Source organism: Algoriphagus sp. CAU 1675 (assembly GCF_029222925.1).
Lineage (GTDB): Bacteria > Bacteroidota > Bacteroidia > Cytophagales > Cyclobacteriaceae > Algoriphagus.
Genome location: NZ_JARHUI010000006.1, coordinates 59,576 through 82,432, shown reverse-complemented (window position 1 = coordinate 82,432; position 22,857 = coordinate 59,576). Strand labels below are relative to the sequence as shown.

The following is a 22,857-nucleotide window of genomic DNA, read 5'->3' as shown; positions in this document are numbered from 1 at the left end:
AAAAATAACAGTCCCTTCGAATAACTCCAACTTTATTTCAATCTGATTTTTAGCCAATTACATCGGCATACAAATCAAACTCCGTCGCCTCGAAGACCTTGGCTTGAACAAAGTCCCCTACTCTGCAATAGAATTTGGAGGCATCGATCAGCACCTCATTGTCCACTTCTACGGAGTCAAATTCAGTTCGGCCCACGAAGTACCCCCCTTCTTTTTTATCAATCAGGACTTTGAAAGTCTTTCCAACTTTTTCCTGATTGAGGTCATAGCTGATCTGCTCCTGAATATCCATCAGGTGATTCGCTCTTTCTTGTTTTTCTTCCTGAGAGAGCTTGTCTTCCATGCCGTAAGCATGTGTATTTTCCTCATGGGAATAGGTAAAGACTCCCAAGCGCTCAAACTTCATTCGCTCGACAAAGTCCACCATTTCCTGAAACTCTTTTTCTCCTTCACCAGGATGCCCGGCAATCAGGGTTGTACGGATCGCAATCTCAGGAATCATCTCCCGGATACTGTGAATCAGTTCTTCCTGCTTTTCCCGGGTAGTCCCTCTTCTCATGGCTTTCAGCACATCAGTTGAACCGTGCTGCAAAGGAATATCTAGGTACTTGCAGATATTCGGGCGCTCCTTCATCACTTCAATCACATCCATCGGGAATCCTGTAGGATAGGCATAATGCAAGCGGATCCAGTCAATCCCCTCCACATCGGAAAGTTGGCGAAGAAGCTCGGCAAGGTTTCTCTTTTTGTATAAATCCAATCCGTAATAGGTGGAATCCTGAGCAATCAAAAGTAATTCCTTGGTACCCTGGGATGCTTTGTGCTGGGCCTCTTTGACCAACTCCTCAATAGGTCTTGAGATATGTCCTCCACGCATCAAAGGAATCGCACAGAAAGAACAAGGCCGATCACATCCTTCGGAAATCTTCATATACGCATAGTGTGCCGAGTGGGTCAAAAGACGTTCACCCACCAATTCATGCTTGTAATCCGCCTTGAATTTTTTCAAAATCGCGGGCAAATCCCTGGTCCCAAAGAAAGCATCCACTTGAGGGATTTCTTTTTCCAAATCGTCTTTGTAGCGCTGAGAAAGACAGCCGGTGACGTAAACTTTATCCACCAATCCCTGTTCCTTGGCATCAACGTATTGCAAAATCGTGTCGATGGACTCCTGCTTCGCATTGTCAATAAACCCACAGGTATTGATAATGATGATATTGTTGTCGTCAGAGTTGGACTCATGACTGGCATTAATTCCGTTTCCTTTGAGTTGGGTCAAAAGCACTTCGGAATCCACCAGGTTTTTGGAGCAACCCATGGTGATGATATTGACCTTGTCTTTCTTTAATGTTCTCGCTTTCACAGATATTCCTCGATTTGGGAGCCCAAAGGTAAGGAAAAAAGACCTGAAAAGGTTCCAAATCTACCACATGAAGACAGGTTCATCTCTAATTCAAAAATTACAGGGTTTTTGGTCTTGAATCTTTAAAAAGAGATTTGATTCAACCCATTTTCGAAACGTCAACGTGTTTTTTTCAGCAAGGAAATCTTGCTTAATGATGAGTAATTCAGCTGATATTCAACTTGAATGTGCCTCTGGCCAAACCTGTTCTATTTTAGAAGAAAGCATTCACATAAAACCTTTTAAATTAACCAGACCTTAAAAGATTATCATAAAAGACAAAGAGCCTAGAAAACCGGTTTCTAAGCTCTTTGCCTGTTAATTATTTCAGTTCTACTTGTTCAATTTTGCTATTATCGCCTCTGATGTTTTCAAACAAACTGATCATTTCTTGGAGTTTATCAGGATTTGATTCAGCTAGATTATTTTGTTGTCCAGGGTCCTCTCTCAAATTGTACAACTGATACTCCGGGGAATTACCCATCTCGATATTCACATTTTTTTCTATTGCTGGCCCAGGATAAGGAGGAATCATCACCCAATCCCCAGAGCGAAGGGCCGTTTTGGTATAGGCCTCCAAGACAAAGGCATCCCTTCCCTGCTGACTATTACCTAGAAAAGCATTCATTAGATTCTGACTGTCCAATGTTTTCTTATCACTACCCACTAAAGCTGCCAAAGAAGAGAGCAAATCAATCTGTGTTACCAAGGCAGTGGACACACCGGGCTGGATTTTCCCTTTCCAATACGCAACAAAAGGAACCCTAGTTCCGGCTTCAAAGAGCGAATACTTGCCACCCCTGAAAGGTCCGGCCGGAGTATGGTCACCTAGTTTCTCAACAGCATCATCAAAATATCCATCATTCAAAACAGGGCCATTATCGCTGGATAAAAAAATCAAGGTATTCTCCAACAATCCTTCATCTTCGAGCGTCTTCAAAAATTCTCCAATAACCCAATCCGCTTCCAAAATCACATCTCCTCTAGGACCCATACCGGATTTCCCTGCAAATCTCGGATGGGGAGTACGAGGAACGTGTGGCTGCTGGAGTGCATAAAACAGGAAAAACGGTTTGTCCGAATTCCCTTTTTCTCTGACATAAGCCTGGGCCTTTGCCAGAAAATGGTCAGCCATATCGACATCACTCCATTTGGCACTATGACCTCCTTTCATAAATCCGATTCTTGGAATTCCATTGACAATGCTGTTATTATGTCCATGGTGCCATTTCATAGTCAACAATTCCGGGTTGGTCAGGGCTGTAGGCTCCCCTTCAAAATTTTGATCGTAATCTACCTGAATAGGATCATTGGGGTCCAAATTGACCACATTTCCATTTTCAATATAAACAGTGGGGACTCGGTCCTGTGTAGCCGCCATGATATGAGAATAATCGAATCCTACCTGGTTGGGGCCTGGGCTGATTTCCTGGTTCCAGTCAACATTTCCCAAGCCCAATCCTAAATGCCATTTCCCAACAACGGCCGTATGATATCCTACCTCCTTCAATAATTTTGGAAGGGTCAGCTGGGTTGTATCAATCAGCAAGGGAGCTGTTCCGGGTAGAATTTTTGCGTTTTGATTTCTCCAAGGATAGGTACCTGTTAGGATGGCATATCTACTGGGTGTACAGGTTGCAGAAGAGGCATATCCATTGGTAAACCGAACTCCCCCATTTGCCAAGCGATCCATATTTGGGGTTTGAAGCGTTCCGGCTTGGTAAGCACTTACATCTCCATAGCCCAGATCATCCAGGTAAATAAAAACAATATTGGGCTTTTGATCAGGCTTTTCCTCCTGTACTGGAGCTTGGGAACAGCTTAGGATAAAAAAAGCAGCAATCGAGCAAAGCAGCCAAGCAAAAGGATTCGTTTTCTTCATCTTTGTTGGGGATTAGGTTTATTGTTTAATCGGTCTTTGAGTCATTTTTGAGTTTGATAATTTTCTCTGGGGTCCTTTCAGTTGTTGCTCTAAACGACTTGGATCAACCTGAATCGCTCCAATGCCAGGGTTTCCCTGAATTGGATTGCCCAGAAAATCAGTTTCCATTTCAAGCCCCCCTGGCAATCCAAAAGCATCATCTGAAAGCTTTCTTATGGGAATTCCCTCTTGAACCAATTTGAGGTTAAAGGGTATGTAATCCTCAGGATTTAATCCACCTGGATTGGAAAATTGAGGATCTCCAAATCGGCTTTCTTCCGACTGAATTATGGCTTGCTCAGGCCAGGTATTTTGTTTCAGAAAAAGGTTATTCTTAAAAAAAACATGTTCTATTTTTCTTTCCGAACTATCATCAGGAAGGTATTGATCACCAGATACCTGCTCGGTCTTTCCTTGAATATAAAAAATGTTATTTGCCAATAAAATCCCACTCGAACGATTATCAATGGCAATTTTAGCTACCAAATCCTCCGAAACAAAAATGGTGTTGTTGTAGAAATAAGAGTTCACGGGACCTTTTCTTGGTCTTTTCTCACCCTGATATCCGCTGAGCCAAAATATTTTGCCTTCTTGAAAAGCCCCATCCTTTCCTTTTACTCTATGTCCATCATTGACAGAGATATTATATCGATAGGCACAATTGTAATTATTGCCCAAAACTTCTATAAATCCCCCAGCATTGTAGGCACTGATGTTATACTGGAGCACAATATTGTCACAATTAAAATCGATATGGGCACCGGCTGAATCTCCGGGTCCATTGGCATACAAAAATTTGTTTTTTTCGATCAAAACCATGGAGGATCCCCAGGTCCAGAGACCACTTCCCCTACCCCATTTTCGACTGTCATCTGCTGAACCAGAATAGGTCACAGTATTATCTGCAACATGTACAAATTTGACCCCTGACATTTGAATGCCAGGTCCACCTGTTTTATTGAGAGTATTTCCAAGGATCCTGACTCTTCTGATATTTTGATTTGGAGATCCGGTAAGCTTGATGCCCGTATGACTTACATCAGAGATTTCCGAATTCAAAATCTCGATCTCTTCAATGAATTCATTGTCTGATTGATTTATGACACGAATCCCCCAGCCATAGCGCTGGGTTCCATTTGCAGTCTTGACTTCTTCGGCGCTTCGTTTTACTTCCTTTTCTTCAAAGAAAACCCTGGAAATCTTCAAACCATCCAAGGTAATTCCTTTTACCCCATGGTTATTGGCAGAGCGGATCATGACTCCCACCCGCATAGAGCCTATTGCGAGCATTGTCCCATAGCCCTCCGCAGTGATCTCCAGATTTTGGACATTGACAAAATTGGAATTCTCGATCAGTATGCCGTTCAAGTACCCCTTTGCATTAATTTTAGCCTTAGGGAATTCAGAAATTGCATTATCAAAGTAAGAATCAATTACCAGTGGATGTTCTGCACTTCCCTGAAAACCAACAATCTCCAAGCTCCCTTCAAAAACCTCTCCTGCAGCAAGCAGGATTCTGTCACCCTCCTGTAGCCTCAATGACTTTACTTTTTCCAGCGTGCGAAATGCATCTTTTCTGGCAAGTCCAGAGTTACTGTCTTTCCCAAGCCTGGGATGGAAATAGTAATCTGTGGCATTAGCCAATGGAATTGAAAAAAAGAGCAGCAGAATCCCAAATATGGATTTAGGTCTTGTGATAAAATTCATGGCAATGAATTCTGTTAAAAATGAAAACACGAATTAATTATCCTCCTTTGAAGACTGAGTAAATCGATCTGGATTTAATCGGCTATATTCAGCATCCTGTAACAAGCCCAAGAATATGGGGTCCATCAATTGCTTTTTCCAGACTTCTACCTTTTCTGCGAGTCTTCTTGCTAAATCTTCCTGGATGGAAAATCTGTTTTGTGATTCAGAGATATCCCTACCTAAATCAAAAAGGAAATTTTGATTGCTCTGAAGGATAATCTTTGAATCTGCAGCACGCATCGCGAAGCGGTTGGCATCGAAATTTCTCCAATAAAGTTCCTCATGGGGTACACCTTGTTTTTGTCCCTTTAGAAATGGGATTAAATCCACTCCATCCAAATCATGCTTGGGCTGGACTTTTGAAACTGAGGCCGCAGTTGCAAAAATATCTAGAGAAATTACCGGAGAATCGAATATTTGCCCTCCAGGGATTTGTCCTTTCCATTGCATGGCAAAAGGAACCCTAACTCCTCCCTCAAAGAAATCCCCCTTAAATCCTCTCAAGGGTTGATTATTTGAGGCATTATCTTTGGTCGGCCCTCCGTTATCAGAGAGAAAAAAAACGATGGTATTTTCTTCTATTTCAAGCTCTTTCAACAGATCCAACAAAGCATCAACTCCATCGTCAACAGCACTCACCATAGCGGCGTATGTTTTCCTCTTAGGATCCTGAATATGCGGAAATCTGCTGAGGTACTTTTCGGTGGCCTGCATCGGGGTATGAGGGGCATTGTATGCCAAATACAGGAAGAATGGATGAGCCTGATTTGTCTTGATGAAGTTCAAAGCTTCCCGGGAAAAAGCATCTGTAAGATATTCCTGCTCATCAACCCTAACCTCATTTTTAAGAAGCTTCGTACGATACCCATCAAACTGGGTCTTCGCTTCCGAAAGGTCTTCAAGAGTCCATTTTTCCGGGAAATAGTGATGCCCTCCTGAGAGAAAACCAAAAAACTCATCAAAGCCCCGACGGTTGGGAACTAGGCTAGGATGAGCTCCTAAGTGCCATTTACCAATTGCGCCTGTCTTGTATCCGGCCCTTTTCAATAGATCAGCGATGGTTTCTTCACTTAAGGGAAGTCCCATTGTGGAATCTTTGGGAGCCAATAATGGATTTCGGGAAAAACCAAATCTGTCTTGATACCTTCCTGTGATCAAACCTGCCCTGCTTGGACCACAAACGGCATAAGAAACATATCCTGATTTGAATACCACTCCATCATTAGCTATTCGATCTATCCCCGGAGTAGAAATATCCTTGCTCCCGTTGAAGCCAACATCTGCATACCCCTGGTCATCAGTAAGTATGACTATAATGTTTGGCCTTTCCAATGCAGGCCTTATTTGGGCAAAGGCGTAATTTTCCCAAAACAGAATTAATGCTAGACAAATTAGATTTTTCATTTTTAAATGCTAAAAGGAACCACCCCCACCTTTATAAAGATGGGAGTGATTAACCCAATCTACCCTATTTATAACCTTGGCACGGGATTAATTCCAAACAGGATTCTGGATCAAATTGGAATTGGCATCGATTTCAGATTGAGGAATTGCAAAAACCTCAGATTGTCTTCCTCTGTATACCGGATTGTAAGGACCAACAGGGTCAGCCTTTGCCCTCGCGTAAGCTGCCTCCACTTCCCCCCAGCGCTTTACATCAAAGAATCTTAATCCCTCAAATGCTAATTCGACCCTTCTTTCCAACTTCACCATATCGAGGAGTTCCTCCTGGCTTAAACCAGTACCATTTACCTCTGTGACAGTTGGCATTCCTGCTCTTTCCCTCAATTGATCCAACAGTGTATAAACCTCCGAAAACTGGCCTGACTCAACCAAAGCCTCAGCTCTCATCAGAAGTACTTCCGCATAGCGAATGAGATAAAAATCCTGACCTCCCGGAGATGCTGGTCCTATTCCGTCTGGAGACTGGTCATCCCTGACATATTTTTTCAAACCAAACTTAGTCGCTGTATTACCCCTAAAAGGCCGATTCAGATATTTAAGAAAGATATCTCCTTCAAAATAGACAGATGAAGTTAAACGGGGGTCCCTGTTTTCATTTTTCTTAGCAGCATTGTAAAGAGGAGATTCTGTTATCGGAAGTCCGTCAATACACAGATATGCGTTCACCATGTTGGGCATGGGTTGAATATTTACCTTAGGAATTCCTAGATAAGTGGCCGAGAAAGTCTCTCCATTATTGGATTGATCTTGAATAAATCGAACTGAAAAGACAATTTCCTTGGACTGCTCTCCTGCTTCGGTAAATAATTGACCATAGTCTGGATGAAGTTCATATCCCAACCCCATGATTTCAGATGTCAGCCTCAGTACTTCACCGTAGTTTTTATTATACAGCTCAAATCTCGCAAGTAAGGAAAGGGCCGCTCCCCTAGTAGCATAACCAAATTGGGAGGCAGGATAAGAATCAGGCAAATCATCAGCAGCCATTCTCAATTCAGAGATAATAAAAGACTTTACCTCTTCATACGTGTTTTTTGAAACATAAGCTTCTTCCAGAGTCTGAGAGTTTTGGATAAGCGGTACGTCTTCAAAATAAACAGCCAAATTAAAATAGAATAATGCCCTCAGAAATCTTGCCTGCGCTACCAATGCAGCACGAGATTCCGGATCAATATGGCTATCAGGAATCCTGCTGATATTTTCTATGGCAACGTTTGCCCTGGCAATTCCTTTATATAGAGAAGTCCAGAAGTTTAAGAAATACCCGTAAGAAGGATCTGCCCTCCCCTCCACAAAGTTTCCCGGGCCTTCAAATTTATAATTATTGAAGGTGTTGTCAGCAAAACTATCATGGGAAGGTAAACCTGCCACTTCATTGAGACCTCCACTATATAGTACTCTATCCTGAAGAACCTCATAGACACCATTTAGTCCCAATTGGGCATCTTTTTCATTTTGCCAAAAATTACCTTCGGCTAACTGGGTAAGAGATCCACGCTCAAGGTAATCTTCAGCGCAGGATGCCAAACCAATGAAACATAGTATATATAATATCTTTTTCATCTGTTTATTTTTTGTTTAAATGGTCAGGTGGAATCTCGCATGGTCAATAATCATCTTCCTATTTGACGCTTTCAACATGCTAGATTTCATATCAATTAGAATTTGATGTTGATACCTGCAGAAATCACTTTGTACAAAGGAGTAGTTCTGTCTGTCCCTCCTCCTCTCTGACGTTCTGGATCAAAATTTTTCACCTTAGTGAAAGTGAGCAAATTTTGACCACTCAAGAATATCCTGGCTTTTTGCAACAGTGCTTTTTGGGAAAGAGAAGCAGGAAGGGTATAACCGATTTCCAGATTTCTAAGTCTCAGATAGGACATATCCTGAATATAAAATGAGGAGATAACGGCATTATTCACACCTCCCAATCTCGGAAGTGATTCGGAAGGATTTTCGGGTGTCCATCTATCGATCCAATAAGCCAGGGCATTGTTTCGATCCCCTTCCATTGGAGTTTGACCATTGCTATTCAAGAGTCGATCGATTTTGCCCACACCCTGAAATACCATGTTTACATCAAATCCTTTGACTGAGAAGTTGGCGTTGAATCCATAGATCCACTTTGGAAAAGGATTGCCTATAATAGTTCGGTCAAATGCATTGATTACTCCATCCGGTTCTCCCTCCGGCCCGGATAAGTCAGCATATTTCAAATCTCCAGGGGCAGTGAGATTGCTTCCAAATTGCTGAGGGGAATTATCTACCTCTTCTTGGGTCTGAAATACGCCTAAAACTTGGTACCCAAAGAAAGCATTGAACGGAGCTCCGATTCTGATAATTGTATTTCCACTGATGGTTTCCTCTCCTCCGGGACCCAAATCGGTGACTTTATTGTCGGCCATTTTGGTCACGTTACCGGAGAGGGTCATCATCAGGCTCCCTATTTTCTGTCTGTAGTTTACTGCCATTTCAATCCCCTTGTTTTCCATCCCGGCAGCATTTTGAGCAGCTAAGTTGGTCACCCCAATGGTATTTGGAATCGGGAAGTTGGTATAGAGTATATCCGAACTGATTCTCTTAAAATAATCGGCGGTAAAACCGAGTTTATTATTGAAAAACGAGGCGTCTATCCCAATGTCAAACTGCTCGATTTTTTCCCAAGTAATGAATGGATTGGCAAGAGAAGTCAATGCTACAGCAGGCACAATAATATCCTGTCCCAGGTGATAGTCCAATCCGGTATTGTAGGTCTGTTCAAAGATGTAATTTCCAATTCGGTCATTACCGCTGATTCCCCAGCTCGCTCTAAGTTTCAATTCAGAAAGCATTTCAGATCCCTGCAAAAAATTCTCTCTGCCGATGTTCCAGCCTGCAGAAAGGGAAGGGAAAGTACCATATCGTTTGCTAGGACCAAATTTGGAAGACCCATCCCTTCTTAGGTTGGCTTCGAAGAGGTATTTTTCCTGATAATTGTAATTAACTCTACCAAAAAAGGACTGCCAAGCTTCCTCAGATGCTCCTCCATTTACAGACGGGTTGATTACTCCCCCTCCATTAAACTCCTGAATAGCATCGGAGGGAAAACCTTGAAGAGACCCGGAGAATCCGTCTACTTTGTCATATATCACGGAATGACCGACCATAAAAGCCAAATTATGAGACTCTTTGATGGAAGTGTTATACCGAAGTATATTTTCATTCATCAACCGGTAATTAAAATTCAGATCATTGTTCAGGGAATTCAAATCATTTTGCAATACCACATTCCCCTCCCAGTCATTCAGAGCGAATGTGGGACGAAAATTGGAGATATTGGCAAAATTGATGATGGCACTTCCACTGGTTTCAAAGAACAATCCTTCGGTAATTTTGGCATTTAACCCGATTCGCTCACTGATATTGATATTGTCATTATTGTAATCACCAAAGTTCCCCGTAAACAAGACGTGATTTATGGGATAAGAAAAATTCACATTTTGGTAAGCTCCATCTACTACTGCCAGTTCTCCATTGGAATAATACACAGGAACAACCGGTGAGGATCTTTGGAATTGATTGATTATTCCGGTTTCTCCGGTGATGGCACTGGCACCACCCGCAGGACCCTCAAATCTGGACCAGTAGGCATTGGTAACATTGGAAACTGAAAGCCAATCGTTTGGCTTAACAGAAAGATTGATACCGAGATTATATCTGTCCGATTTGAACTTTCCTCTCACAATAGCCTCTTGGTTGAGATAGCCCAGTGAAAGTCTAAACGTAGTGCGATCTGTCCCTCCGGAAAAGGAAAGGTAGTGATTTTGAATAGGAGCATCCCTGAGTGCTACATCTGCCCAATTGGTATTTGCAAATTGTTCCAGATTGGTTCCATTTCGGATGGCCTCTATATCTTGCTCGGAGAATCTCAGGGGAGCATTTGGACCATTTACATTCCGGTCACGCTCATTTCTCAGAAGGGCATAATTTACTCCATCCAAATATTCAGGAACTACCGTGACTCTCTGAACCCCAAAATAATTATTGTAATCAACCGTAAACTTTCCTTTGGTTCCTTTTTTAGTGGTCACCACCAAAACTCCATTTGCTCCACGGGCTCCGTAAATTGCCGACGCTGAAGCATCCTTCAAAACAGAAATACTTTCTATATCGGAAGGTGCTAGATTATTGAATTCTGCCAAGCCATCGTATTGTATATTGTCGATGACTACCAAAGGATTGGTTCCACCAAAAGAACCTATTCCTCTTATGATGATGGAAGATCCATCATTTCCGGGGAGTCCTGTAGACTGTGTCAATTGAACTCCGGAAAATTTGCCGTACATCAACTGAGCAGAATTTGTAACAGGCTGGTTGACCGCCTCATCAAATTTGATCGTTTCTACGGCTCCGGTTAAGTTGAGCTTTTTCTGCTCTCCATATCCGACCACTACCACTTCCTCTAGTAAGGATTCTGACTCTGCCAAAACCAGGTCAATCTGGCTTTGATTACCTACTTGGATTTCTTGAGATTCATATCCCATTAAACTGAACACCAAAACCGATTCACCGGAAGGAGCAGAAATGGAATACCTTCCATCCAAATCTGTCACGGTTCCCACATTTGTGCCTTTCACCAAAACAACTACCCCGGGAATAGGAGCTGCATCTGCTTGGGAAGTGACGGTACCTTTGATTTCCCTTGAGTTTTGTCTTGCAAGGGCAGAAATACTGCTTAATAGGAATATGCCCAAAACGAAAAGGCAACTCCTGGAAATAATCCCTAGTCCTAACCTCTTTTTGGCAGGGAGGACATTTGTAAATATTCTATCCATGAAAGGAATTTTTTGGGTTATTACTAATTTCAACTAACCCAAAGTTTGCTTTTCCCTTTAAAAAATGGGGGGATGAATCAATCAAAAGGAAGGACAAATCAATCAATTATGGAAAAAAAACCTTATGAATCGGTCCTCTAGCCATATTTAATCAGTCTTTTGAAGCATTAGCGCCTTATATTCCGAAGGTAGACAGCCAAACTGCTGCTGAAAAGATTTCTTGAAGTGTTTGTAATCGTTAAACCCAACTTCCAAGGCAACCTGACTCAGTTTCATATTGCTTTGAAGGATAATTTGAGCTGCATTTTTCAATCTAACCGAACGGATAAATCCTGTAATGGAAAGCCCTGTTAAGGATTTGATCTTCCTAAATAGAGTGGATTGACTCATAAATAGCTTTTCAACCATCGTTTCAATACCAAAACTTTCGTCCTGAAGATTCTCATTGACCAATTGAATTGCCTTTTCTATAAACTGGGCATCAATATCATCTTCAGCGATCTGTTGGGAATCAGGTTCAAACCGTACCTTGTTCTGGTAGTATTCCCGAAGTTTGGATCTATTTTCAAGAATATTGGAAATTCGGGTCTTGACTATGCCCGGATTGAAAGGCTTGGTAATGTAATCTTCCGCTCCTGTTTTAAGTCCCTCCATTTCGTAAGCCAAGGAGGTTCGGGCGGTAAGCAAAATCACCGGAATATGTGAAGTTGTAATCTGGCTTTTGAGAACTTCACAAAGCTTGATTCCGTCCATTTGCGGCATCATTACATCACTTATAACTACATCTGGCAGTGTTTTATTGATCAATTCCAAAGCAGCCAAACCATCACATGCTTCCAGAACATGGTATTTCTCCTCCAGAAGATTTCGGAGATATCTCCGAATGTCTTCATTATCATCTGCAATCAAAATAGTCGCGGCTTTTGGATTCGACTCGATCTGAAGGTTCATTTTTTCCTCCAAAGATTCATCTTGTATAAAATCAAGACTCAATTCTTCGAGCGAATCCTTTCCTTCATATTCATCTTGGACATCCTCCAATGGGAAAAGAATTTTCACCTCGGTACCGACTCCCTTGGAACTGTAGATTTTGATTTCTCCTTCATGGAGATCCACTATATTCTTGGAAAAGGCCAGACCTATACCACTTCCCGATAGATTGGCTGTCTCTGAGTTTTGAACCTGATAGAACCTGTCAAAAACCTTTTCCACTTCTTCAGGCCCCATTCCGATGCCAGAATCAGATACAGTCACTGTTAGGTATTCATGATCACATCGAATCTTCAAGGTAATTTTTCCTTTCTCCTTGGTGTATTTAAAGGCATTCGAAAGCAAATTATAAAGTACAATTTCCATTTGGTTGCGATCGAACTCAATGGAAAAAGTCTCAACCTCCGACTCAAAATGGTATTCGATCTGATTTTTATGGGCCAAATTATGAAAACTAAGAAATACTTCTTTTGCAAAACCTATAAAGTCCGAGTAGGTTTTATTCAGCTTCAAAAGTCCATGCTCAGACTTTCGGAAATCCAACAATTGATTAATCAGCCTCAGCATTCGCTTACCATTCGATTCCACCAGCAGTAATTTTTCGCGAATCGACTCCTTCAGGTCATATTGCTCCAATAGCTCAGTGACTGGACTCAATATCAAAGTCAACGGAGTCCGGAACTCATGGGAAATATTGGTGAAAAAGGTAATTTTTGCCTCGTTGAGCTCATGTTCCTTTTGCTTTTCAATCTGGATAACCTGAAGAGCAGCGCGAAGCCTTGCCTGTCTGATGGATATATATCTAAACAGGGTCAATATTCCGACCGCCAAAAGAATATAGAATACAAATGCATACCATGATAACCAGGGCGGAGCTTGAATTTGAATCATTACTCTTCTGACGGGACTCCAATCCTGATTATTTCTGCTAGCTCGAAGCAATAATTCATATTCCCCCCAGGAAAGTCCCGTGAAACTGATCTGATTGAGACGTCCCAAATTGACCCAATCCTCATTGATCCCTACCAATCGATAGGAATACGAAATATTATCCGCCCCCAAAAAATCATTGGCGGCAAAAGAAAGCGAAAGATGATTTTGGGAATAATCCAGAACGATACTTTCAGTGTTTTGGATCGATTTCTCCAAAATGACGTGCCCGTTCACCTCATCTCCCACCTGCAGGACTTCGTTGTTTACGATCAATTTTGTAAGCACTACCTCAGGTACATTGAAGTTCTCTGTGATACTGTCCGGAAAGAAAGAAATCATTCCATTGGACCCTCCAAAATAAATATTCCCCCTTTCATCCTTGAAGGAAGACCCGGTGTGAAAAGAATTCACTAGAACCCCATCCTCCCTATCATAGTTGATGAAGTTTTTCAAACCTGACTGGAATTTGCTGACAGTGGTTGTAGTGCTGATCCAAAGATCTCCATGTGCATCTTCCTCGATGGCACAGATAAAATCATGGTTCAAACCGTCATCCTTATCAAAAAAATCGAGTAGGTGTAGCCGATCTTGGGATGATAAAAGCTTCGAGAGTCCATTTGGAGTCCCAAGGAAAAGCGTATCCCCTTTGACAAACAAATCGTTGATAATAGGGCTAGGCAATTGATCTCCAAGTACCTCCCGATGGTCTAACACCTTACCTTTCTCCTCATCGAAGCGATTGATTCCCGAGTAGGTCCCAATCCAGATTTCCCCGTTCCTTCCTTCTTTTATCTGACTGATCCGGTTGTTTTCCAATGGATTGTCTTTGCTTTTTTCATCAAAAACAATCCATTCGTTCAGGTTGGGATACTGTGAAAATTCAACCATTTTCAAACCCGACTGCTGTGTACCAACCCAAAGTCTGTTTTTAGAATCCCTTAGAACAGAAGTAATCTTTTGGTTAGGGAAATAAAGTTTTGAATTTAAAAAGTCTCCTTGCTTCACCACATAAAGACCATTTCCTGTCCCTACAAAAAGAAAATCTCCAGATTCATAAATCGTGTGAATCTTTGATTTGACTACTTGACTGACTTCCTTAAAGCCTTCCTCAGATGAAGCGCTATAGAGCCCTTCTGCCAAGGTTCCAAAATAAGATTTTCCCGATTTTGAAATCAAAAGCGAGGTGATGTTTTTGTCGACCGTTTTCTCCTGCCCTTTAATGGAAGAAAAAGCAAAACCTTTATTGGGATAAAGAATTAAAACACCACCGTGGGATGTGCCCAACCAGGCAATCCCATTCTTGTCAAAATCAATACTAAGGATAATCGAATAATTGATACTTGCCTCGGAAACACCCTGTGGGTTTGTGTTTACTTTTCTGAATTGCTCCAGATTGGGATCACTGATATGCAATCCATCTCCCCAACTCCCGATCCATATTCTTCCCTGTCTATCTAATCCAAGACTTACAATAAACCGAGCATTGAAATTGGTTTCTTTTTGCTCTAAATCTTGAGTTTCAAAATCAAAACCAGTCAAAATGGCTTTATTCCGGTCATTACCGATCATCCAGATTTTATTCCTACCTGGATCTTCAATCAAGTTATAATGATTTCTTCCTGTCTGAAAACGAATCAAGCGGCTTTCTGAGGGGTCAAATTTACAGAGGTGTGTTCCCGCTAAAAACCAAATATTCCCAAATCGGTCCTTAATAATATTGTATATGGGCTGATCGAAATTGAAGTGCTCTTCAACTTTCTCATTTTCGGGGTTGAAAACAAAAACACCCTCATTCCAGGTTCCTACCCATATTTTACCATCATCACCCTGATTGATGGAAATAACTCTAAGGGCCTTCTCGGAAAAAGAAGTGAAGGCAGAATTGAAGGATTCAATCTGATTCTTACTTGGATCCAGCCTAGAAACTCCTCCACCTTTGGTTCCTATCCATATCAAATTATCCCTATCCTTGAATAAAGTTTCGATATTCTCATTTTCCAAACCAGGATACTCAGGACTGGGCTGATATCCAGTAAAATCATACCCATCGTATTTGGTTATCCCGCCTTCTGTCGCAAAATACTTGGTATTGAATTCATCACTGACCACCTTGGTCACATAGTTACTGAGAAGACCTCTCCGGACATTGAGCACATCAATGGAAAATTCAGCTTCCAGATGTTCCTGGAAAGCCAATACAGGCAAAGAGTAAATACAAAAAAAAATGATTAGGGCAGAAAAGCGTATCATTTTTCTGAAATGGAGGTTAAGTTGGGAAAACCAAGTTAAATCTTTTTTCAAAACTCAAATTTGTCCCAACTGGTTTTAAACCATTAAAGGCAATTTGAATAGAAAACAGGGTGTTTAAAAGTAATGCTTATTAAATCCTCGAATTGGGGCAAATCAGTCAAAACAGGGGTAAAATAGTTCATCCAACAGGATCAGAAATACAGGATGTAAAAAAGTAGGGGTTGCTCCCCGGAACAACCCCTGTGATTTTTGGATTATTGAACGATCAATTTCTTGCTTTGCCAGATTTGTCCCTGTTGGACAAGTACAATATACATCCCTCGGGACAAGCCTTCAGTTAGCTGAAGTTCATTCGCAGATCCATCGGTTACGCTTTGAGCATAAATCACCTTTCCTGTTAGGTCCGTCACCTGCACATAGGCTTCTCCTATTTGGTCAAATAGTTGTGGGATTTCCAAAACAATGGGATTTCCTACCTGAACTGGATTTGGATAAACTTTAAACTCTTTCGCTCTCAACTCAGCTTCAAAAGAAACTTCAGATTGGACAATCTCGAGTGTTCTGAGATTTTGTCCTTCCCCTACAGTTTTGATTACAATCTTATCTAATATTGGGGATGCGGTTCCAGTCGGCCTAAATTCCAAAACATTATTGCCCTGCGTGAAGTCAAGCTCAATGGTTTTCACATTGGTCTGCCCCCCATTAAAGCACCACTCGCCAGAATCCTGAAAAGACTCATTGACAAATTCACCTCCATTTACAGAATAGCGAAGAATACGATCCACTGCTGACATATAATGAATTTCTACTTGGTATCTGCCAGCAAAAGGCACATTAATTCCCGAGAATCTGACCCCATTCGATACATTTGATCCCATATTGATCATTTGACTGTTTGAGGCAGAGGCACAATTCACCAGAGTATTACTTCCTATTAATTCCGCCAGCTCCGCTTCCAAAGAAACCCCTGCAAACGAAGCCTTTTCCAATTTGATTTTATCTATGAATGGGGCATCTCCATTAAAAGGAGTAATATCAATCACATTGACACCTTTTTGAAGAGTAATCTCAACTTGATAATCTGCTGGAGACCCTCCGCCAAAACACCAAGCGCCGGAAGATTGAACCGTTTGCTGACCGAGAATCTGACCATTTACAATAAGTCGGAAACTCCTGGTCACTGCACTCATATAGGACACATTTAAGATATAGCTTCCCGATTCCTGGGCTATGATCTGGTCAAACCTCACTCCGTTGGAATTGACATTTCCCATATTTACTTGCTGTCCGTTGGAGGAGGATCCACAATCAACGATTTTCGCAGTCCCCAAAATTGTAGCATGCTCCGCTTCAAACTCCAGGTTTTCCTTCACGAAGATTACGTTGGGATCGGTTTCCTCTGGTAGCTTTCCTTTGCTGGCTATCGCAATTCGGTCTACGGGAACATTACCGCTGGATACTGCCATACGAATTTCATGAGAACCAGCGGTTAAGAAATAGGAGAAAATACGTTCCTCTCCCTCATAACTATGAAACACCTTCTTCCAATACCACTCAAAAAGCTCATTTTTCAAGCCATCCCACTTGCGGAAAGGCTCTCCATCTACTGAAACCCAAAGACTGAAATCCTCATTCTCGTAGGCTTGGATTTTTGCCCAAAGCTCATATTCATCAGCTTCGGGCACTTCCACATTGAATGTCAACACCCCCTTTGATCCAGGAGCCTCTGCCAATGATTTCTGTCCCTCGATGGATTGGGAGAAAAGGCCTCCTCGGGCGCTTTGGGCAGCTTGAATTTCCCACCAAAGCCCTAATTCAGCCACTTCTGCTTCATAAAACTCTATAAGATCTGTTTGGGTAATTCCCCATCTTAGGTCTGAGGGTTGGCATGCCCCTCCCGCTTGTACCGCTTGCTCCAAATCCGATGGGCCATTTAAAAGAACAACTTGATCGAGGAGCATATTGGTGTTCGGAAACTCGATGGTCAAACGGTGAGTCCCGATTCCCAAATCGTAAAACCGAGGAACCTGAAACCAAGTGAAGGATGCAGCATTGAACGGAGCAATCTGCTCCAGGTCTTTACCATCCACTGCAATTCGAATGGCAGCATTTTCTCCTGTATTTTTAGCCCTGATCCATATCCGGTACTGGCTTGCTTCGGCAAGATCAAATTCAAAATGAACTTGCTTGGCGATCGGACCGGCACCTTCCTTTTGGGAATTACCTTTTATATACATGCCATTTGAGGCAGTTTCATCTATGAGAATATCCCACTGATTGCCTAGATAGTTGCCACATTCTGCTTCAAAAACCAATGAATTCACAGGCTTTTGGAGGAAGGGCAGGTCCATTCCTTCGAGGTTATTCGGTGCAGCATAAGTCTCCATCGGGATCGAAGGGGTGGACTCATGGGCCAAATACAATTGACCTATATTGGTCAGGTTTCCTTCAGCATCCCGGTAATCAGACTTTTCGGGATTGTTTTGGGAACTGGCATTTGCAGGATTTGGCTGGAAATACGCATAGCGCTCAACATAATCCAAACTTTCCAAATAAGGCAATGCCAACTTCAAAAAGCCCTCCTGAATCGCATTTCCTCGGTTTGGATTGGCATTGAATTCGGTGATCCAAATCGGAAGTTGATAGATTCGATACACGTTTTCAAGGTAGGCTTTGAATCGATTGAAAATCTGCTGAGGATCAGCATTGGGGGTATTTGCAGGATTGCTCGCCCAGTCATACCAGTGCACCGCCACAAAGTCAAAGCGTACATCTCGCTGCTTGGCGATTTGGTTGAATTCCAACAACCACCCAGTCGGGCCGTTTTCCCGAGGCGCTGGAGAGCCCAAACGGACACCCGTTGCCATTAGATTTTCATAATAGGCAACTGCTACGGCAGGCTGGCAAAGATTATTATACTGACCTGATTCACCATTACAATTGTCAGACTCATTGAAGCCCAGCACATGGGTGGTGGACTTTTTACTGATCATGGATTGGACATTGGCTGGGGAAGCACCTCCTGCACCCCATGCCATCGGTACATAATCATAATTGGGATAAGAAATCCCGGTCAGATTCCAATTGTAAAACCAACCTGCATCCAATTCAGGAAAGCTGAAACCGGTCCCTTTTTTAGTCACCCAGTTCCAAGGTACAACTCGAATAAAGCTCACATTTCCTTGCAGGGCAGCTGGCAAAGCATCTACCTCCAGATCTTTTTCAGAAGCTATATAGACTTTGCTTTTTCCCGTACCGTCAGAGTTATTTGCAAAAGTGGCCATAAAACCTCGTTTCAGCACAAAGGACCGAACCGAATTGTCACCCGTAGGAATTGAACTCCCACGATAAATCAGATCTTCTCCCACTGAAGCAGGGGTGCCTTGAAAAGCCAAGCTGGAAAAAACCTGAAGCGGAGCATAACCGCTATCCAGCGGACGAATCACAGCACCTTTTTGATAATATTGCTGAGTTCGGAAATTACCACCGGGAATCCCAACAGTATGGTTGACGTAAATTTGCCCCAATTGGGATTGTAATTCCTGAGGATTGATCTGCTTCAGGTAAACCCAAGAAGCGGCATCTAGAAAATTGAAGATCAAAGTTGAAGACAAGGATTCCCCTCCCGTTTTAACTGTACTTTCCCCGTCCAAAGAGACTACTCCCTGGGAAATCTGCCCTGCCTCAAGCAAGCTATTTACCAAAGTCATTCCCTTCTCAGCACAGGCAAAAATGATTTCTCCATTCGCCTCCACTTGGGCACCTGAAATGATCAAATTCATGCCAATCGGCTTGCCCGGATCAATTGTTCCTGAACCTGGTTTTTTGTCCTTAGCCAAGTCAGGGACATTGGGGCAAATGGTGTAAGGTTTTTTATTGGCACCGGGTAGACAAACCGAACTGGATTCGCTACCCTCTGCGGGAGGGTTTGGGATTTGAACAGACTCTCTCCAATTGTTTTCATTAAAAAAATCAGTATTTACTTCTCCTGTCCAATAAAGATATTTGGCAGAAGAATTACATGGATCCCCTTGCTGCTCAATCGCCAAAGCATGAAAGCTTATCCCAAGCCAGCAAAGAAAAATCATCGATACCACTAATAAGTTTAAGTAAAGTTTATTCATGGTCTTTTTGGGTTTGTTTGCACAGAATCTATTGATGCAAAACTAGAATGGACCCTTCGCTTTCATGGGGGCAAATCGATCAACCCACTAGCCTTATCTGTCTTATTTTTAATCTTTAAGCAAAAAAAACAAAAAGGAAGTCCGGCTTGACAGGGCTTGTCTTATGGGTGAATTCATTCAAAAGAAGAGTCAAATCATTCTGATTGTCACATTCGGAATCTGTGAATTGGATTTTTAAAAAAAGGTGCTGTAGTATTCGGAAAATAAGACCTGGATAAAAATGAGAACTTTACTTTCCATTACCATTTGTTCACTCTTCTTGGGTTGTTTCGAAGAAACTAAAGCACAAACAAACTCATCTCCCAATGTGGTTTTTTTCTTAGTGGATGATTTAGGATGGACAGACCTAGGGAGTTTTGGAAGTGAGTTCTATGAAACTCCCAATTTGGACAAATTGGTTAACTCAGGTATCAAATTTACACAGGCATATACAGCTTCCCCAGTATGCTCTCCCACCCGAGCGAGTATTATGACTGGAAAGTACCCTTCCAAAATATACAACACGGACTGGTTTGGTGCTCCGCAGCCAGATGAAATCCAAGGTCATTGGACCCGAAACAAACCTCTCAAGCCCGCTACCTATGACCCTAATCTTTCTTTGGATGAAATTACTTTAGCAGAGGCTTTCAAGTCGGTTGGATACAAAACATTTTTTGCCGGGAAATGGCACTTAGGCGAAGAAGAAAGTCACTGGCCTGAAAACCAAGGCTTTGATTTTAACAAAGGAGGAAATAACAAAGGGGCTCCATCTTCGGGAAACAAATATTTTTCCCCTTATGATAATCCAAGATTAGAAAACGGACCTGAAGGAGAATATTTACCGGAAAGACTGGCGATGGAGACCGTCAGGTTTATTAGGGATAACAAAGACGCTCCGTTTTTTGCCATGCTCTCCTTTTATTCGGTACATACTCCCCTGATGACTAAACCAGAATTGGAGAAAAAATATCTTGATAAAAAAGTCTCCTTGCGTTTGGAAGACAAATTTGGGCCGGAGGGGAATAACCAGGCCCGCATGACTCAATCCCATGCAATCTATGCGGGAATGGTAGAAGCAATGGATCAAGCTGTAGGTAGAGTTATAGATGAAATAGAAGTCTCCGGTCTGCGAGAAAACACGATTTTTGTATTCTTTTCTGACAATGGTGGACTTTCTACTGCGGAAGGAAGTCCCACTAGTAACCTACCTCTTAAAGCTGGTAAAGGTTGGCTATACGAGGGGGGCATCCGAGTACCTATGATCCTTTCCTGGAAGGGGCAGCTTGTAGAGGGAAAAGAAATCCATACCCCTGTAATCTCCAATGATATATTTCCCACCCTTTTAGACCTCAGCGGAAATCCTCAAGTACTGGATTCCATTGAGGATTTAGATGGAAAAAGTCTAAAGAGCTGGGTTTTTAATACAGAAGAGAAGAAAATACGAGAACCTCTTTTCTGGCATTATCCTCACTACGGGAACCAAGGAGGTTCACCAGGATCTGTGATTCGAGAGGGGGATTGGAAACTGATCTATTTCTACGAGAATCAAAAATCCGAACTGTATAATCTAAAAGAGGATATCGGAGAACAAAACAATCTGGTGGATAGTAGAGCAGACTTGGCAGAAGAAATGAAAAATAAACTATTCCAATGGCTGATCAGTACCAAAGCTGGACTTCCAAGACCAAATGAGGATTATGATCCCTCAAAATAGTAACTTAATTCAAATAGATAAGACGGTTTCCCAAAGTATCAGTCCATGTGGGGGCGCTGTAGGCACAGGTTCCCAGCTCTGATCTGGGTTTTCCAATCTCTCCAGAATTTGACCCGGAGTAGAATACCAGATGGCACTGATCATTTTTCGAACTTGGTTGTATAAAAACCCATTTCCTCTGACTTCGAAACAGTAGCAAGTTTTTGGGAAAAAATCACCTTGGAACTCCTTGGTTTCAAAAACTGACACTTCGAAAACTTCCCTTACGAAATCCGTTTTGTTACCTGTCACTTTGCAAAAGGCCTTAAAATCATGCTTTCCAATAAAAAGAGCTGCATTTTCCTTCATTTGCTCCAAACTGTTGATTCCTGGAGCAAGAGTCAAAAAGGCAGAAGCAAAAGGCTGAAAAGTATTTGAATCAGAAAAAAAGTATCGATAGGTCTTCTGCTTCACTGAATGGATCAAGTTGAATGTTCTGGATACTTCCTGCCATTCGAGCAATCGGATCTCACCTCCCAAATTTAAATTGAGTGCATCAAGCACTATTTCAAAATCCATCTTTTCCCGAAGGAAAAGCTGAAAATATCCCTTTCGGCAACTCACCCCAGAATCTGTACGACTTGCTCCCAAAAGGGTAAAATCCTCATGACCCAAAACATAGCGGAATACCCGCTCGATTTTTCCCTGAACCGTAGGTTGGCCTTTTTGCGTAGCCCAACCCTTAAAACGAGCCCCAAAATAAGAAACAGTAAACAAGTAGGAATAAGGTCTGGTGAGCATGAAGATCTTTGAAAAGAGAATTGAAAACCCTACTTGGACTTTGAAAGGCCTGAAGAGTTTCTTAATTTCATTTAAACCCAAAATTACTGACTATGAAAGCATTTCTCAGCTTAATCTTGATTTTTGTTGGATTTCCAGCTTTTTCCCAAAATCAACCTTCAAAAGAAATCCAAATCAAATTGGCACTTCTGGCAGCTCCTGAAGATCAGCGTTCGGAGGCCACTGTGTATGGATACCAAAACGGTGATATCGTCCTGCTCAAGCAAGGAAGTAATGAAACAATCTGCCTTGGTGATGACCCCAGTAGAGAAGGCCTGAGCGTATCGAGTTACCATAAGAGTGCACAGCCTTTCATGGCTCGGGGATGGCAGCTTCGAAAAGAAGGAAAAGATGCAAAGGAGATTTTTGACATCCGGGAAGCAGAGGCCAAAGCAGGCAAACTTCCGCTTCCGGATCAGGGCAGCTTATTGAATGCTCTCGTAGCGGACGACAAAGACGTAAACTGGACGACAGGAGAAGCCCAAAACACCTATACCCGTTCGGTGATCTATATCCCGTGGGCTACCGCTGAAAGCACCGGACTCCCGCTAAAACCTGCAGGACCAGGACTTCCCTGGATTATGGACCCAGGAACGCATAGAGCTCATATTATGATTAACCCACCTCGTAATTAAATC

At 42.2% G+C, this 22,857-nt stretch carries 11 protein-coding genes; 2 read left to right on the top strand and 9 right to left on the bottom strand.

All coding sequences use genetic code 11. The features are described from left to right. Window positions 1-49 precede the first annotated feature (49 nt). The 8 genes from rimO to P2G54_RS14205 all read right to left on the bottom strand — a co-directional run bounded on the left by rimO (window position 50) and on the right by P2G54_RS14205 (window position 19,647). A complete protein-coding gene (gene rimO, locus P2G54_RS14240) occupies window positions 50-1,363 on the bottom strand; it encodes a 30S ribosomal protein S12 methylthiotransferase RimO (protein WP_275872219.1) in 1,314 nt (437 codons plus the stop codon). A gap of 361 nt (window positions 1,364-1,724) precedes the next feature. Then, entirely contained in the window at window positions 1,725-3,284 is a 1,560-nt protein-coding gene (locus P2G54_RS14235) for an arylsulfatase (RefSeq protein ID WP_275872218.1), read from the bottom strand. An 18-nt stretch (window positions 3,285-3,302) separates the two neighbouring features. Further along, complete coding sequence (locus P2G54_RS14230) at window positions 3,303-5,030, bottom strand: right-handed parallel beta-helix repeat-containing protein (protein WP_275872217.1); 1,728 nt, start codon at window positions 5,028-5,030, stop codon at window positions 3,303-3,305. Between the two features lie 33 nt (window positions 5,031-5,063). Next, a complete protein-coding gene (locus P2G54_RS14225) occupies window positions 5,064-6,476 on the bottom strand; it encodes a sulfatase-like hydrolase/transferase (protein WP_275872216.1) in 1,413 nt (470 codons plus the stop codon). A gap of 87 nt (window positions 6,477-6,563) precedes the next feature. Next, on the bottom strand, window positions 6,564-8,099 hold the full coding sequence (locus P2G54_RS14220; RefSeq protein WP_275872215.1) for a RagB/SusD family nutrient uptake outer membrane protein: 1,536 nt from the start codon (window positions 8,097-8,099) through the stop codon (window positions 6,564-6,566). Between the two features lie 95 nt (window positions 8,100-8,194). Beyond that, a complete protein-coding gene (locus P2G54_RS14215) occupies window positions 8,195-11,350 on the bottom strand; it encodes a TonB-dependent receptor (RefSeq protein WP_275872214.1) in 3,156 nt (1,051 codons plus the stop codon). A 147-nt stretch (window positions 11,351-11,497) separates the two neighbouring features. After that, window positions 11,498-15,523, bottom strand: a complete 4,026-nt coding sequence (locus tag P2G54_RS14210; RefSeq protein ID WP_275872213.1) for a two-component regulator propeller domain-containing protein — start codon at window positions 15,521-15,523, stop codon at window positions 11,498-11,500. A gap of 254 nt (window positions 15,524-15,777) precedes the next feature. Then, complete coding sequence (locus tag P2G54_RS14205; protein WP_275872212.1) at window positions 15,778-19,647, bottom strand: glycosyl hydrolase; 3,870 nt, start codon at window positions 19,645-19,647, stop codon at window positions 15,778-15,780. 280 nt (window positions 19,648-19,927) lie between these two features. Here P2G54_RS14205 and P2G54_RS14200 point away from each other — a divergent pair, with 280 nt between their 5' ends. After that, window positions 19,928-21,400, top strand: a complete 1,473-nt coding sequence (locus P2G54_RS14200) for a sulfatase (RefSeq protein ID WP_275872211.1) — start codon at window positions 19,928-19,930, stop codon at window positions 21,398-21,400. 9 nt (window positions 21,401-21,409) lie between these two features. Here the strand turns inward: P2G54_RS14200 and P2G54_RS14195 are convergent, their stop codons facing one another. After that, complete coding sequence (locus P2G54_RS14195; protein WP_275872210.1) at window positions 21,410-22,180, bottom strand: tRNA pseudouridine(38-40) synthase TruA; 771 nt, start codon at window positions 22,178-22,180, stop codon at window positions 21,410-21,412. Between the two features lie 92 nt (window positions 22,181-22,272). Between P2G54_RS14195 and P2G54_RS14190 the strand changes: the two genes are divergently transcribed. Then, window positions 22,273-22,854: a hypothetical protein gene (locus tag P2G54_RS14190; protein ID WP_275872209.1), complete on the top strand. Its 582-nt coding sequence runs from the start codon at window positions 22,273-22,275 to the stop codon at window positions 22,852-22,854. Window positions 22,855-22,857 lie beyond the last annotated feature (3 nt).